Raw genomic sequence first — 14,072 nt, 5'->3', positions numbered from 1 at the left:
TAACATCCTGACTTTTCCGTCATATATTCAAACGAAAAAACTGCAAAAGGGAGTAATAAAACATGATATTGTTTATTGGCAAGTTCATGTTGCTCTTTTTACTCTGTTCGCTGGCATATTATCTATTTAAAATTGTTTATTACAATATAGGGAAGAACATTGCGCTTAAGACCCCGAAAGGGACAAAGACAAACCGGACGGCACGTGTGTTTGTCAAAAATGGAACTACACTGAATGAGGGAGATTACTTTATGATCGCTGTTGTGACCGCTCTCTGGCTGTTCTTGAGATGAAACTGCATTGAACCTTCACGAGTTTTTTAATCAGCCATCGCCCCGCCAGCTGCCGCGATCTTCTCGATAGCTCCTTTGTTTTTCCTTGAATTATTGAAGAAAGGCTTAAAAATGGACGGCGTCTTTCTCATGCATGCATCGTTCAAGAAAACACTTCACAGCAAAACGGAAAAGTGAACGCAATACAAGTAACGCTTAAGAACCTTATGAGGCTGCGTATGTTGATTACTGGATAAGAAAAAGAAATCCCCCAGTCTTAAAAGATGGAGGTCAAAAATTGGAGAATACTTAAATATTTATAGCTTTTTCAGCGATGTGGAAAGTTCCAGAATCACTCATTTCAGCAGTATAAACATTTGTTACACTTAATAATCCAGTGAAAAGAATAGCGATTAAAGCGGAGCTGATTATAACCTTTTTCATTATATAGCCTCCGTAACCTTAAGTATTTGTGTTTGGGCGTGTATGGTTTTCTTTAAAAAGTTTCTTCCCTCTGCATAGTAAGCTCATTTCCAATGTCATGACTGAAAATAGAATAGGAATACCGCTCTGCAAGTTAGGAATACCAATAGCTTGAATACTCTTTAATTCTTTTTTTACACCTTTTTTCTGTGATTGAAGTACGTTCGCTCGCTGCTGAAGCTGCGCCTGATTAATATTGTCCGAGACGGTTTCCACATACTGCAGAACCCCGTATTTATTAATTCCTGAATTATCTTTTGCAGTGGCAGTATACGTCTTATTGTCTTTCTAGCGTCGGAGTTTGACCTTCGTTGCTGTTTCATTTATTGAGGTGCTGTACTGGTATCCTGTGATGTTTACGCCTGTCTCTAACACCCAAACTTCTGACGTGTCAGGCCAAACCCTAAGACAAAGCTTCCCCTTCGAGGCATATAACTGATAATTATGACTGGTCTGTTTTTTTGTTTGCTTCAATGCCTTTAATATCATGTCATGAAGGCTGGTATCGTCTTTAAAAACCAATGATTTAAGTATATGCTGTTTTTTACGATGGACCCAGTGGGAATCTGAAAATCTCGGGCCAGCCGTTTTACTGTTTGATCAGGGATTTTTTGTTAAAAGCTTTTGAACATGAAATTCAAAAAAATAAACAGCACGATTATCGTCACAACAATAAAGGCTTCTCTTGTGAAGTTTTTATCATCTTCTTTTTGCTGTTTCTTTCTCTTAATCTCTTCTCTGTATTTTCTTTGAACCTCTTTCTTTTTATCATCCATTATCTAAACTCCTCTGAGTCCTTTTTCTCTATATAACTTGCACCCCTCCTTTCAGTTATTGCAATTTTATCGTGCGACAAATAAGTACACCAGTGAAAAAAGCCTTGACTATAAAGCCTTCTCGCACAGCTGAGACTTTAAAAGATGAATTTAATTTAACGGATAAAAAACAGCCCGATACTTCCGGATTGAATGACAATTGTTTGACTGCTTGCATTCTGTTTCCTCCTTAAAGTAATAGAGCGGGCATTAAATACATAGCACCATGCTGAATGCCGGAAGCGGCGGCTCATCGCCGATAACGGCGTCAATAACGACCGGCTCGTTTGAGTTAAGCGCTTCATGAGAATGGTTCCGCCTTCTTATTATTTCTTAAACAACAAACCGATTCAAAACCAATTTAAAATATTGCATTATTTGGAATATATGTGTAAGTTTTGTATAACAAAAATTAAAAAAAGAGTGAGGAGGTAAACATATGATAATCAGAAGCGCAGAACACTATGATGTAAAACAATTGACCGATTTAATGTATTTATATATCGTGGATTTTTATAAAAGACCTAAGCCACCGATTGAAAAGATACATCATTTAATTGAAATGTTATTTGAGAAGAACAGGGGTATTCAATTCGTTGCTGAACAAGATGGGGAACTTATTAGCTTTGCAACACTATATTTTAGTTTTAGTACGACGAAAGCAGATAAAATAACAGTAATGAATGATTTATTCGTGATAGAAAAAGCAAGAGGCACAGGAGCAGCCAAAGAATTGTTTAAAAGTTGCAAGAGATTTACAAAAGAAAACGGGTATGCGCATATGTCGTGGATAACTGCATCTGATAATTACCGTGCACAAAAGTTCTATGAAAAGATGGGTGGCTCTCTTGGAACTTGGCTGACCTATTCCATATAACCCGGGATGACCTTATTGAAGAAAAACCTAAAATAAAAAGCCGGGCTTTTACTATGGCTTATCTGGGTAAATAAATAAAAATAAACAGGCATGCTGCCTGTTTATTTTTATTTTTTAAAACAGCCGTTTTAAGCTTTTCTTGAGTGACGGCATTTCGATTTTTTGGTTTTCAAAGAAGTTTTTCAGCATGTATTTGCTGAAGCCCTTCGCTTGGCCGTAAGTGATTTTACCCGGAAGCGGCGGCTCGTCGCCGATGACGGCGTCGATGACGACCGGCTCATTTGAGTTGAGCGCTTCATGAAAAGCGGGAGCCAATTCCTCGTGTTTCGTCACTTTGATGCCTTTTGCCCCGCAGCTTTCTGCAAAAGCGGCGTAATCCATATTTTGCAGCTGGGTGACGTAGTCAATGTTGCCTTTGACCCGCTGTTCATATTCAATCATGCCTAAATTTTCGTTGTTTAATATGACAACCGTAATCGGAAGTTTATATTTAACAGCCGTCGGCAGGTCCTGCATCACCATTGAAAATCCGCCGTCTCCGCAAATGGCGATGGACTGCCGCTCAGGTTCGGCAAGGCTTGCGGCAATCGCTCCCGGAAGCCCGCATCCCATCGTGGCGAGCCAGCTTGAGACGATAAAGTCCTGCTTTTTCATTTTAAAATGGCGGGCCATCCACACCGTAACCGTTCCGACATCCACCGACAGAACGGCATCGTCTGCGGCCGCATCCTGAAGCCGGGCGATGACCTGCTGCGGCTTGAGCGGATGAGTCGCTTCAGTTTCATCCTTTTCGATTTCCTTCCACCAATGCTTCATGTGCTCGGTGCAGGCGTCTAAAAATCTTCTGTCTTCTTTATATTCAATGTATTCCGTCAGCTCTTTCAGCCCCAGAGCCGCATCACTGACAATTCCCGCATTGACGGGATAGCGCTTCCCGATTTTCGCCGGATCCGAATCAAGCTGAATGGCAGGCGTATCATCCGGGAGATAATCCCTGTACGGGAACGATGTGCCGAGCATGATCAGCAGATCGCATTCCTCCATGGCTTCGTAGGCGGGCTTTGTGCCGATTTGCCCGAGATTCCCTAGAAAGTGGGGATGGCTGTCAGGCACGACGCCTTTTGCCGGAAGGGTAATCACAATCGGAGCGGCCGCTTTATCGGCGAATGCGAGCAGCTCCTCTTTTGCCGATTTTAACCCTTGGCCGGCGAGAATGACCGGTTTTTTTGCGTTGTTAATATATTGCGCGCATGTCACGAGATGTTCTTTTTTCGGCTCTATATCGGCTTTGAGGTATATCGGCGATGTATAAACCGGCTCCCGTTTGATTTTTTGCGCGAATAAATCATCAGAAACGGTTAAAACGGCAACGCCTTTTTTGCTGTAAGCCGTGCGGATCGCCTGATTCAGAAGATCGGGCAGCGCTTCTGCCGTATGTACTTGCTGGTTGAACACCGCCACGTCCTCAAACATTTGCTCTAATTTGATTTCCTGAAAGCTGTCACGGCCGATTTCATCGGAAGCTACCTGTCCCGCAATCGCCAGCACCGGAACGCCGTCCGCTTTGGCGTCGTATAAACCGTTCAGCAGATGAACGGCCCCCGGTCCTGCGATTGAAAGGCAGACACCGATCTGCCCGGTCAGTTTTGCCTCAGCCGCGGCAGCCAGGGCTGCGACTTCTTCGTGCCGGGTTTGGATGAATGTCAGGTTATTTCGTTCATGTCTCAGTTCTTCGATAAATTCATTAATGCTGTCTCCGGGAATGCCGTATATATGACCGACTCCCCATTGTTCAAGCAGCTCCGTCATTACGTGTCCTGCTGTTTTACTTGGCATACTGCATCCTCCTTTTACCTGTATTCATCCCCTTTTTCATACGGGTTGAAACACGGGCTATACTCTCAGCTTTTTTCTCAGCCGATCAAGGATGGATAACAGATTCCGGTCTTTAAGGACTGCCTTATGATTTGCCGCCCCATTGAGTCCGTCTTTTATTTGCCGTTTTCTGTTCGGCACCATGAACAGCGGCAGCCGATTAGGACAAAACCAGCGTAAAGCGGCGGTTTCCGGCCCGTTCATCAGCGGTGCTCCTCCATTAATGGCTCCGATGAATACATGCTGTGTATCTTCAAATGCCGGCCTTTCATACTCAATGATGACAAAAGCGCCTTGTGCCATGTCGTCCTCCTTTACAAAAAAGACCGCGGCATTTTAGCCTGCGGTCTTTGCCGTTACTTTTTAAAATGATACGGCAGGGTGGCGACGATGATGTCCTTCTTCCAAAACAGCCGGACGCGGAGCAAGAAGGCTGATTGGTTGTGAAGGATGGTCTGCCAGCGTTTTTTCGTAATAAATTGCGGAAACAGCACCATCACGGAGAACTGTTCTTTTTTCGCTTTCTGTTCGACCGTTTCCAAAAATTTATCAAACGGGTGAACCAGACTGCGGTATGAGGAATGCAGGGTGACGAGGCGGACGCCGTTATGAAGTTCTTCCCAGCGCTTTTCCACCTTTTTTTCGTTTTCTCTGTCAAAGGAAACATGAACCGCAATAACCTGATCCGATAATGATTTCGCATACTGAATCGATTTTTGGACGACGGTGGTGACACCGGCGACAGGCACGATGACGACGGTTCCCCTGATTTCCTCAGGCTGCTGATCAACGACCCGCAGCTGTTCGCCGACCGCGGTGTAGTGATTTTTAATGACGAAAAACAGCATGACGACAGCAGGCATGAATAACAGCACCGGCCAGACAAGATTGAACTTCGTCGCGAATAAAATACACAGCACCATAAATGAAATGGCGGCGCCGCATGAGTTGATCAGCATTTTTACCGCCCAGCCCTTCGGCTTCTGCCTGATCCACTTGATGCACATTCCCGTCTGCGACAGCGTAAACGGAATGAACACGCCGACGGCATAAAGCGGAATTAAATGTTCCGTGCGGCCGCCGAATAAAAGAATGAGCAAGATGGACGCGATACCGAGAAAGATGATTCCGTTTGAAAATCCTAATCGGTCGCCCCGTACCGTAAACATTCTCGGCATATACTGATCGCGCGCTAAATTAAACGCCAGCTGCGGAAAAGCGGAAAAGCCCGTATTCGCCGCAAGCACGAGAATCAAAGATGTAACGCCTTGAATGAAATAATACACCGTATGGCGGCCGAAAGTTTCCGCGGCGATTTGTGAAATAACGGTCTCGTTAGGCTTCGGTCCCGTGCCGTAGCCGTACGCCAGCACCGTAATCCCCGTAAATAAGATCGCCAGCAGAATCCCCATCATGGCCAGAGTGCGGGCCGCGTTTTTCGCCGGAGGATTTTTAAAGGCAGGGATCGCGTTTGAAATGGCTTCAACACCGGTCAGTGCCGAACAGCCGGATGAAAAGGCCTTCAGCAGCAAAAACAGCGTGATGCCCGCCACCGGTGTGCCGATCGGCGTGTGTTCGGCCGGATGAACCTGGCCCGTCATGAGCTTAAACAGTCCGACGACGATCAAAAGGACAAGCGCCGCCACAAACAGATAGACGGGATACGCCAAAATGGACGCCGACTCTGACAGTCCTCTCAAATTTAAAATCATAATCAGAATCACAAGCAAAACAGCAATGAGCAAATGATGCGGGTGCAAAGCCGGAAAGGCCGATGTAATGGCGTCAGTTCCGGCAGAAATGCTTACCGCCACCGTGAGAATATAATCAACAAGCAATGAGCCGCCCGCAATCAGGCCCGGCTTCTCACCAAGGTTTTCTTTTGAAACCATATAAGCGCCTCCGCCTTGCGGATAAGCGTAAATAATCTGTCTGTAGGACAGAATCAAAGCAAGCAGCAAAATGAGAACGCCGGCTGCGATCGGAATGGAATACCAAAACGCGGCCGCGCTTACCGCAGCCAAAATGATCAGAATCTGTTCCGTTCCGTAAGCAACTGATGACAGCGCGTCTGAAGAAAGCATAGCGAGCGCCTTGAGTTTCGTGAGTTTCTGCTCTCCGGCCGCCTGTGATTTCAGCGGTTTCCCAATCAAAAATCTTTTGATTGAATGGTACATTTGTTGTCTTCCCCTTTTTTTCATTTTCCGTTTGATTTACAAACCCTTACTGCTATGATGTCTCCGAATGCTGATTGCATGCCTTATTTCAGCACAGCAAAAAGACACAGAGGCAAACGGATGCCCCTGCGCCATAATCGTGCACAGGTTTCATTCATCTCCTCTCATGAACGCTTACGAGGTTAGCTGTCGGATTCGGGCTTATGAGAGTTGGCCCTACCTGAAAAAGGATTCACCCCAAGCGGCATGACGCGCCGCAAATTGGTTCCCCCGCTCTGATTACAGATTAAGCGATATAGATTATAAAAGAGATCATACTCCCGTCCCGTTCAGTTGTAAAGGGGCTTTTATGCTGTTTCAAAAATAAAAAAATCACCGCCAAAAATGGAAATAAAAATACAAAAAAAAGAGGCCTGTTAACGGCCTCTTTTTCCTTCATTACTTTTCGCTTTTTTCATGATCCGTTTTTCTTTTTTTCCTTCTTGCCGTCAGCCAGATCAGACCGGCCGCAATGATCATAAGCGCCGCGAAAACAGCGATATACGTGACGTTCAGTGCTGCGGAACGGCTCTTCGTATCAGCCGCCGGACTGCTGTCATCGGACTTGATTTGCTGATGATTCGAAAACAGCTGCCGGCCGGCTGTTTCGTTAATGACGGTTGCGGCATCGCTTGTGCTGTCTAAAAAGCTGATCAGCTCTTTTGTGACAGACGCGCCGCTTCCTGATAACGGAGCAAAAACAGCGATGCTCCGGCCGGAGTCCCAAGGTGATTCCTGTGTAAACGCGACTTGTTTCGTTGTCTCATTCAGCATTTGAAACGAAGAGACATCGTAAGCTCCGCTGCGGTCTGAGGGCACGAGAAGCTTAGAGGCGTTTGATTTCAAAAGCGGAATTTGCGGCAGGCCTCCGATAAACACAACATTCCGGCCTTTGGCGTCCGCTTCCTTCATGTCTGATGCCGTCTTTACGGTAAAGCCGTTTCCGAATGAATCCGCCACCAGAGAAAGCTCTTTCAGTGTCTGCATGTTTACGTCATCCGGGATGACGATCACTGTTTTCTCTTTCCCGCCGCCCGCAAACGGGAGCGGCCATTGCCCGAAATCCGCTTTCTGCGCCGCATCGCTTACCGGATACGTCAGCGTGCTGCTTTTATCAATATAGACCCATTTGTTTTCGTCACGATCGATACACGGATTGTTATGTTTCAAACCTGATGTGACAAATTGCAGATCAATGTATCTGCTGCTTCGCAAAAGCTTCGGATCAATCGGGATTGAGACGTGGTAAAAGCCGTCTTTATCTTGATTGCCGAGATCATCAAGACGCACCGCATTCGGCTGTCCGTTGACCATGACGTTCAGTTCCGCTCTCTCGGCGTCATCATCTGAATCCGCCTTCTTCCGGACTGATTCCGACGTCTTTAATGTAAGTGAAAGCTTGACCTTACCGTCTTTATCAACAGCGGCCGCCGCAGGGTAAAAGAAGTGCTCTGACGCCGTTTTGTTTGATCCGACCGTTACATTTCCCGCGCCGAAGTCCTCTAGTGTCAGTTTATTACCTGTCTTTTCCGCAGCGGGCTGAAGGCGGCCGATTGTCAAAGTATCTCCGCCCAGCTGGCCTGAATAAGCGCTGTCTGTGATGACGCGGATTTTATCCGCCAGCGTTTTGTCTGATTGCGCCGTGACAAACAGGACGGGCTGCCGTTTGTCACCTGATGTCAGAACCCGTTCAGCGAGAAGAAGTTTGTTGTCTTCCGCTTTGATGTTCCCCCGTTCGAAAAGCTCTTTTATTTTCCCGTTCCAATGCTGATCAGCACCGATGACAATTGACGGATTGCTGATTTTGCCGGCGTCGGATTCTTTTACATAGGAAACCTTCAGCCTGCTGTCTGCCGTTTTCAGAAATGCTTCTGTTTTGACTGCGGCTTCAGCTTCCGCCGAGGTCGGTTTGTCAGGAAGGATAATATCGGTTTCTTCACCCGTATTGCCTGATTGGGCAAACGGATATGGGAAATGGCCGAGATCCGCTCCCTTTGACTTGCTTGCTTCTGAAAGTACAAGACGGCTGTCCGGATAAATTTTTATCCAGTTGCCTGACGTATCCTGCCTGACGCAGACGCCCTCTTTTAACACGCCGTAAAATCGTAATGATACATTGTGATAGCCTTGGGCGGATTGGCTTTTGCTGAGATTGAGCTTCACCGTTTTCCGCTTGGAACTGCCGTCAAGCTTTATGGATTTGACGGGTTCATCATCAATGGCGATGGTTAAAGAAGACGGGGCAATTAATAAGTTTGACGCCTCGTAATCAATCAGAAGCGACTGATCGGCATTCGAAGCTCCCGCAGGAATCTGATAGGTCAGCTCTGTGCTGTCTTTCGCCCCGTACAGTGTCATCAGATCGCCAGTCAGCGCCTGCTGCTCTTTTGCGCCGGCGCTTGTTCCGAGGGCGGAACCGTCCGTTTTCAGTTCCCGGGCCGCGGCCGCCTGCCCGTTATACATCAATAGGAAAAGGCCGGTTATTAATATGATCGCTTTTTTCAAAAAGGTCACCCGCTTTTATTTTGATTGTATCGCTCCGTTTTGTACCACTTGACTTCCTGCTTGAACAAGCGGTGCTTGATCTCTGTGAATAATGACCAGATGACGAGCACGATCCAAGCCTGAGAGTATGTAAAGTACATCAGAAATACGATAAAGAAGTTTTGTTTGTTCATTTCTGTTTTTTCAATGCTTAAAGTAATCATGACCTCAGTCATAAACAGGAAAAAGGCCAGTATCCACAAAATCATCGCCAAAAACCCGACTGCCAGATGCAGGTCGTAAAAAAGATTGATGATAAAAATCGTGTTTGACATGATCACACCGAAGAAAAACAAAAAATACGTAAAAAAGAAATAAAACAGATCGAAGATGATCCGCTTGCGTTTCAGCTTAAAAAATTGGGATAAAAACTTGAGAACGACGTATTGGTTGCCGCGCGCCCATCTTGTCCGCTGACGCCACCACACCTTCCATGTCTCAGGCTCCTGCTCCCATGTCACGGCCGCTGGGAAAAAGCGGATGTGATAACCGAGATTATACACGCGGATGGTCAGCTCGGTATCCTCCGCCAGCGCCTTATCATCCCAGCCGCCGAGCTGTTCGATAATGCTCCGCCTGATCGCGAAGTTCGTCCCCGGGATGGTGGCGATTTTGAACCATTTCCATCTGCCGCCCTGCGCCATCCACTGAAAGCAGATGGTTTCAATATTGATAAACTTCGTCAGGATCGTTTTGGCCGCGTTGATGACACGGAATTTCCCGACAACCGCTCCCGCTTTCTCATCATTCATCAGACCGAGAACCAGGTAGTACACCGCCATTTTTTCCGGCGTATTGTCCGCATCATACACGCAGATCACGTCTCCGTTCGATTCCGCGAACCCTGAGTTCAGCGCCGAAGATTTTCCTTTTCCGGCGTTCGGGGGCTTTGTGATGACCATTTTAATGAAGTCATACTGACGGGAAAATTCATTGACGATGTCTCCCGTCCGGTCGGAGGAATTATCGTTAACGACGATGATCTCAAGCCTGTCTTTCGGATAATACAGGTTCACCATCGCCTTCAACGTCTGCCTGATGACGACCTCCTCGTTATGCGCGGGGATGAGCACGCTGACCTTCGGGAGCTCCCCCATCTTTGCGCGCCATTTCGGAATGTTCCGTTCGAAGGTCATATAATGCCTGAATCCGCCCTGCATCAGAAACATGTGATAGAGAAGCATCACCCATATTAAACTTAATGAGATAAAAAACAGAATGTTACTCAAGGGTTCTTCTCTCCTTAAAGATTCGTTTTTTTAATGTGGCGCGCAAATAAAGAACGTAGCAGGCGAACATGATGATAAACAATAACACCACGCCGGAGAGAATCCAAAGCGCTTTTTCCAGAGGCGTCTGCTGATGGTGATTGAAAAAGGCCGTTATCGGATGAATCTTGTTTTCCACATGAATGGTTCCGTCTCCGTCCGTTTTGATCCTGACGCTGTCCGACGTTACCGTTTGCTTCGTTTTCTTCAGATCGAGCCACTCGCCGCCGGGAATCCGCTCCATCTGATTGACGAGCTCGGGGAGGAATTTCATGCCGAGATACGGATGGTAGAAACCGCCCGCCACTCCGCCGCCGAAATCAATCATCTGCGAAATATGATTCTCCATATCTCCGAGCGGATTTTCCTTTGAGTTATCGGCATAACCGATTGTTTCAGGGTACAGCGTCATCCCGTCCAGCATAGCCGGCTTTGAGACGAACGGAGGGGCGCCCGAGGTTTTCCACGTCGTGCCGCTGAGCTGCACTTGTCCGAAAATGCTGGAGAAATAAGAAGATGCGATTTTGTAGCCTTCTTCAGACATCGTATAGTGCGGCGCTTCGAATGACAGCGGGTAAAGGCCGAGCTCTGTCAGATCGTCAATCGCCTGCTCCAGCTTCGTTCTCGTGTAGATGTTTTCTTTTTCACGGAAAGGCTTCACATACGCCCGGTACGCTTTTTCATTCGGAAAATCCTGTTCCTTTTCAAGCTTGACCGGAGTATCATCCGCATTTTCTGACGTAATCGGCTGATCCGCTTTGGCATCCCAAAATTCAAAGCCTTCTCCCGTTTCGCTGTATCGGTATGCGTGCGTGTAGCCGTGAATAATGATGCTGCCGCCCATTTGCTGAAGTTTTTTCAGGACGCTGACCATTTTCGGTTTGTCCGCCAGGTATACTTTTTCTCCGTTTTCCGGATTGAGATAGACCGGAATGACCGCCAGAATAAACGGAATGTGTCTTTTATGCAGGTAAGAGCCCGCTTCGTAAAGCAATGTTTCATCTGACATCGGACTGATGTCTTCAAGCCGCAAATAAAGGAGGGTGCCGCCCTCTGATTCTCCGAATGCGTTGCGCAGCGCTTTCGCCGTCAGAAACGAATCATTTAACAGGCTCGTCACACCGAAATAATAGTCAGAGCGCGCCGTTTTCCACATAAAAGGGAGGATGCTGCCGTCACCGGACCGGTATGTATAAAGGGGCTCCCCTTTTACTCCCGATACGCCGAGCACGGACATCCCTTTTTCAAGCGGCATGTCTGTTTTTTCTTTCTTGCCGTAAATACGGTATACCGTTTCTTTTTCTGTCAGGGACAAACCCGCAAATTGGCGGAACTGCCCAGCGTTATAGCCGATGCTGATCAGCTTTTGCGGCATACTGCTGATCAGAGACACAAATGATGCGCTGAGCTTTTTTTTCGTGACGCCGTAATAGATGACGCGCCGATTCTTTTTGAGATCGGCTGCTGTGATGTCTCCGTCGCTTTTCACGGTGACGGCGGATGAGAAATGGCCCGCGGTCAGATCAAGCATTTTGACCTCAGCGGTTTCTTTGCCGTCCGTGCTTGTATAAATAATGAGAATGCCGTCCTTTTTGTCTTTTGCTTCCGCCGGACGGGGAACATAAACCGCCGAAATCATGAAGAGCGCCGAGAGTAAGAGACGTATCCATTTAGAGTTCATTCATCATCATCTCGTTTTCCAGTTCATTTAAAAATTGCTCGGCCGTTTGTAAATCCTTTCGGTACGCCAAGTAACATACACGGAAGGTGATGGAGACGTATTTACCGTTTTGCAGCCGGTACGTATCCAATTCCTTTTTCAGCTTCGCCAGAACGGCCGGCATGTTTTCTTCAGGCGTATGGGTCAGCACGATGCCGAACCGTTCGGCGGACGGCCTGAATTTTTTGTCTGTTTCCCGAACGCTTGACCGGATTTGGCGGCTGATAAATGCCAGCAGGCGGTCGGTCTCTTTTTCTCCGTAGAGGGATTTGAATTCCTTGAAATAATGCATGTGCAGCAGCAAAAAGACGAAGGAATTGCCGTAGCGTTCAGCCCGCTTGATTTCCTCAGAAAGCTCCAGCTTCATCCGCAGATGGTTGTCAAAGCCGGTCACCCTGTCGACGGCGACAAAGCTCGTAATCTCTTCACGCAGCTGTTTCACTGAGCGCTCAAGCCCCTTCGCCAACTCGTGAATCCTTCCCGCTATGTAAGAAAAGAGCAGCAGCGCAATCCCCCAAATGACCAGCACCTGCAGACTTTCGGCACCGGCAGACGCCATAAAGCTCCCGGTCTGAAACCACAGGAGCAGGCTGCCGAGAACAAATAAGACGAGTAAGGTGATGACGAGCGCATAGATTGCCCCGAACCATATGCCGGCTCCCGCAACAAGCAATGTGATGCAGGTTATCAGAAGCCCTGCGGATTGCTGAGACGCATAGTAAATAAAAAAAGACAGCAGCACCAGCATAACTGCTGTGTAGCTGCACAGTTTTTGTGATTCATTGAATGATATTTTCATTAAACAATTTCCTTTCAGCCAGAAGCGGCAGCAGGTTATCGAAAGAATGTGTATCGCCCCCGCTCATATAGCCGCCGTAATCAGGTTTCAGCGTGTCCAGTGTTTCAAATGAAGTCATTCTTTCATAAAGCGGCTTGATGACAGCCGGATCAGCTTTTTGTTCTGCTAAAAAAAGAACGGCCAGGGCGTAAACGGACGGTGATTCGTACTGAACCGCCGGCTCTTTCGTGTTCGCGCTGTATCGTCCGTACAGCTGTCCGCGCGACTTAAATTCCTCTATCATCCATTTTGACAGCGCGGCGGCTTTGCCATCGCCCCGCTTCAGATTCACGGCGGCGTACAGCTGGTCGATGACATTCACTTCGCTGTCATATTTGTATTCCTTTGTTTCAGTATTGAACGATTTCGGCAGAAAACCATTTTTCAGGGGCGCAAGATTGAGAACATGAAGGTTCCGGTTTTCCGTTTTCTCATCGATAATCCCCTTTTCTCTGAGCATCTGTAAGGCGCCTGGGTCGACATAGGACAACGTCACGGTCTTTGACGCGGCATTTGAAGCGGCATCATAATAATCCGTAAAATACCCGTCATTCGTATTGTATTTTTTCAGCGCCTTCCCGATCTGCACCGCTGTTTTCCCGTATTCACTGTTTCCCCACAGGGTTCCGGCCTCATTCAGACAGTTCATAATTCTGAAATCATCAATTAAGGCATTGGTGCCGCTCGCTTTATTCCCGTCAATCTTCCACGACACGAGCCCGTTTTTCGTCAGAAACGAATCGGTGAGAAGCTGATATTGCGCTTGAAACTGCCGTTCATCTTTCCTGTTCAGCAAAAATGCCATCCATAGTCCGAGAGACTCAGATAAATATTCCGGCTCACCGGATATGTTCGTCCGGATCATCCCCCGCCCGTTCATCAATTTATGATAAATAAAATGCTCTGCGGGCTGAAGCGGTCCGGACGGTTCGGCCGCCGCCTGTTTTTCAGTGCCGGCCTCCGCGCACCCCGCCGTCAGAACGATCGAAATCAAAAGGATCATCAGACGAAAAACGAATTGCTTCACAGTCTATCCTCCTATTTTACAAATCCTTTTTTAGACCCATATCTTATTTTTTCACAAAGTATTTTTACTATATAGGAAACGATAAAAGAATACTAGCATTTTTTCACATTGGGAAATTTTAAATGGGAGCGCCGACT

The 14,072-nt window shown here is 47.1% G+C and carries 12 protein-coding genes, 2 pseudogenes and 1 riboswitch; of the genes and pseudogenes, 2 read left to right on the top strand and 12 right to left on the bottom strand.

The features are described 5' to 3' along the window. The first annotated feature begins 62 nt into the window (after positions 1-62). Positions 63-293 (top strand): hypothetical protein, encoded by a 231-nt coding sequence (locus OQ477_RS17625; RefSeq protein ID WP_012116845.1) that lies wholly within the window; start codon positions 63-65, stop codon positions 291-293. 288 nt (positions 294-581) lie between these two features. Here the strand turns inward: OQ477_RS17625 and OQ477_RS17620 are convergent, their stop codons facing one another. From OQ477_RS17620 to OQ477_RS17605, 4 genes and pseudogenes are all read right to left on the bottom strand, one after another. Beyond that, a complete protein-coding gene (locus tag OQ477_RS17620) occupies positions 582-716 on the bottom strand; it encodes a hypothetical protein (RefSeq protein ID WP_255322095.1) in 135 nt (44 codons plus the stop codon). Between the two features lie 99 nt (positions 717-815). Continuing rightward, positions 816-1,357 (bottom strand): annotated as a pseudogene (locus tag OQ477_RS17615) (phage portal protein); the annotation flags it as partial. A gap of 12 nt (positions 1,358-1,369) precedes the next feature. Next, complete coding sequence (locus OQ477_RS17610) at positions 1,370-1,531, bottom strand: hypothetical protein (RefSeq protein WP_014304372.1); 162 nt, start codon at positions 1,529-1,531, stop codon at positions 1,370-1,372. Between the two features lie 155 nt (positions 1,532-1,686). Then, positions 1,687-1,875, bottom strand: coding sequence for a hypothetical protein (locus OQ477_RS17605; RefSeq protein WP_265973379.1), 189 nt, complete (start codon positions 1,873-1,875; stop codon positions 1,687-1,689). A gap of 134 nt (positions 1,876-2,009) precedes the next feature. Here OQ477_RS17605 and OQ477_RS17600 point away from each other — a divergent pair, with 134 nt between their 5' ends. Then, entirely contained in the window at positions 2,010-2,447 is a 438-nt protein-coding gene (locus tag OQ477_RS17600; protein ID WP_265973378.1) for a GNAT family N-acetyltransferase, read from the top strand. A 114-nt stretch (positions 2,448-2,561) separates the two neighbouring features. Here the strand turns inward: OQ477_RS17600 and OQ477_RS17595 are convergent, their stop codons facing one another. The 8 genes and pseudogenes from OQ477_RS17595 to OQ477_RS17560 form a co-directional block, all read right to left on the bottom strand. Beyond that, on the bottom strand, positions 2,562-4,283 hold the full coding sequence (locus OQ477_RS17595) for a pyruvate oxidase (RefSeq protein WP_060675354.1): 1,722 nt from the start codon (positions 4,281-4,283) through the stop codon (positions 2,562-2,564). 57 nt (positions 4,284-4,340) lie between these two features. Further along, positions 4,341-4,598: pseudogene (locus OQ477_RS17590) on the bottom strand (DNA mismatch repair protein MutT); the annotation flags it as partial. Between the two features lie 80 nt (positions 4,599-4,678). Next, positions 4,679-6,499, bottom strand: a complete 1,821-nt coding sequence (locus OQ477_RS17585) for an APC family permease (protein ID WP_007410187.1) — start codon at positions 6,497-6,499, stop codon at positions 4,679-4,681. Positions 6,500-6,655: 156 nt separating this feature from the next. Further along, a riboswitch (cyclic di-AMP (ydaO/yuaA leader) is annotated at positions 6,656-6,802 on the bottom strand. A gap of 135 nt (positions 6,803-6,937) precedes the next feature. Then, the gene (locus tag OQ477_RS17580) at positions 6,938-9,043 is read right to left on the bottom strand and encodes a cellulose biosynthesis cyclic di-GMP-binding regulatory protein BcsB (protein ID WP_265973376.1); all 2,106 of its coding nucleotides are present in this window, start codon (positions 9,041-9,043) and stop codon (positions 6,938-6,940) included. A 5-nt stretch (positions 9,044-9,048) separates the two neighbouring features. Continuing rightward, positions 9,049-10,311 carry a glycosyltransferase family 2 protein gene (locus tag OQ477_RS17575; RefSeq protein ID WP_017419244.1) on the bottom strand — a complete coding sequence of 421 codons (1,263 nt, stop codon included), beginning with the start codon at positions 10,309-10,311 and terminating at the stop codon, positions 9,049-9,051. Continuing rightward, complete coding sequence (locus OQ477_RS17570; RefSeq protein WP_265973375.1) at positions 10,304-12,031, bottom strand: DUF2334 domain-containing protein; 1,728 nt, start codon at positions 12,029-12,031, stop codon at positions 10,304-10,306. The genes OQ477_RS17575 and OQ477_RS17570 overlap by 8 nt, the downstream gene beginning before the upstream one ends. Beyond that, the gene (locus OQ477_RS17565; RefSeq protein ID WP_003156258.1) at positions 12,021-12,869 is read right to left on the bottom strand and encodes a diguanylate cyclase domain-containing protein; all 849 of its coding nucleotides are present in this window, start codon (positions 12,867-12,869) and stop codon (positions 12,021-12,023) included. Before OQ477_RS17565 ends, OQ477_RS17570 begins: the two co-directional genes overlap by 11 nt. After that, positions 12,850-13,935 (bottom strand): lipoprotein YdaJ, encoded by a 1,086-nt coding sequence (locus OQ477_RS17560; RefSeq protein WP_265973374.1) that lies wholly within the window; start codon positions 13,933-13,935, stop codon positions 12,850-12,852. Before OQ477_RS17560 ends, OQ477_RS17565 begins: the two co-directional genes overlap by 20 nt. Positions 13,936-14,072 lie beyond the last annotated feature (137 nt).

The organism is Bacillus sp. ChL18 (genome assembly GCF_026241425.1).
GTDB lineage: Bacteria > Bacillota > Bacilli > Bacillales > Bacillaceae > Bacillus > Bacillus velezensis.
Note: the sequence above shows the minus strand (reverse complement) of the source record. Positions and strands in the feature narration are given on the sequence as shown.

Excerpts from the sequence above, each read along its gene's own strand:
- OQ477_RS17625 (WP_012116845.1), top strand. The coding sequence starts at position 63 with ATGATATTGTTTATTGGCAAGTTCATGTTGCTCTTTTTACTCTGTTCG.
- OQ477_RS17620 (WP_255322095.1), bottom strand. The coding sequence starts at position 716 with ATGAAAAAGGTTATAATCAGCTCCGCTTTAATCGCTATTCTTTTCACT.
- OQ477_RS17610 (WP_014304372.1), bottom strand. The coding sequence starts at position 1,531 with ATGGATGATAAAAAGAAAGAGGTTCAAAGAAAATACAGAGAAGAGATT.
- OQ477_RS17605 (WP_265973379.1), bottom strand. The coding sequence starts at position 1,875 with ATGAAGCGCTTAACTCAAACGAGCCGGTCGTTATTGACGCCGTTATCG.
- OQ477_RS17600 (WP_265973378.1), top strand. The coding sequence starts at position 2,010 with ATGATAATCAGAAGCGCAGAACACTATGATGTAAAACAATTGACCGAT.
- OQ477_RS17595 (WP_060675354.1), bottom strand. The coding sequence starts at position 4,283 with ATGCCAAGTAAAACAGCAGGACACGTAATGACGGAGCTGCTTGAACAA.
- OQ477_RS17585 (WP_007410187.1), bottom strand. The coding sequence starts at position 6,499 with ATGTACCATTCAATCAAAAGATTTTTGATTGGGAAACCGCTGAAATCA.
- OQ477_RS17570 (WP_265973375.1), bottom strand. The coding sequence starts at position 12,031 with ATGAACTCTAAATGGATACGTCTCTTACTCTCGGCGCTCTTCATGATT.
- OQ477_RS17565 (WP_003156258.1), bottom strand. The coding sequence starts at position 12,869 with ATGAAAATATCATTCAATGAATCACAAAAACTGTGCAGCTACACAGCA.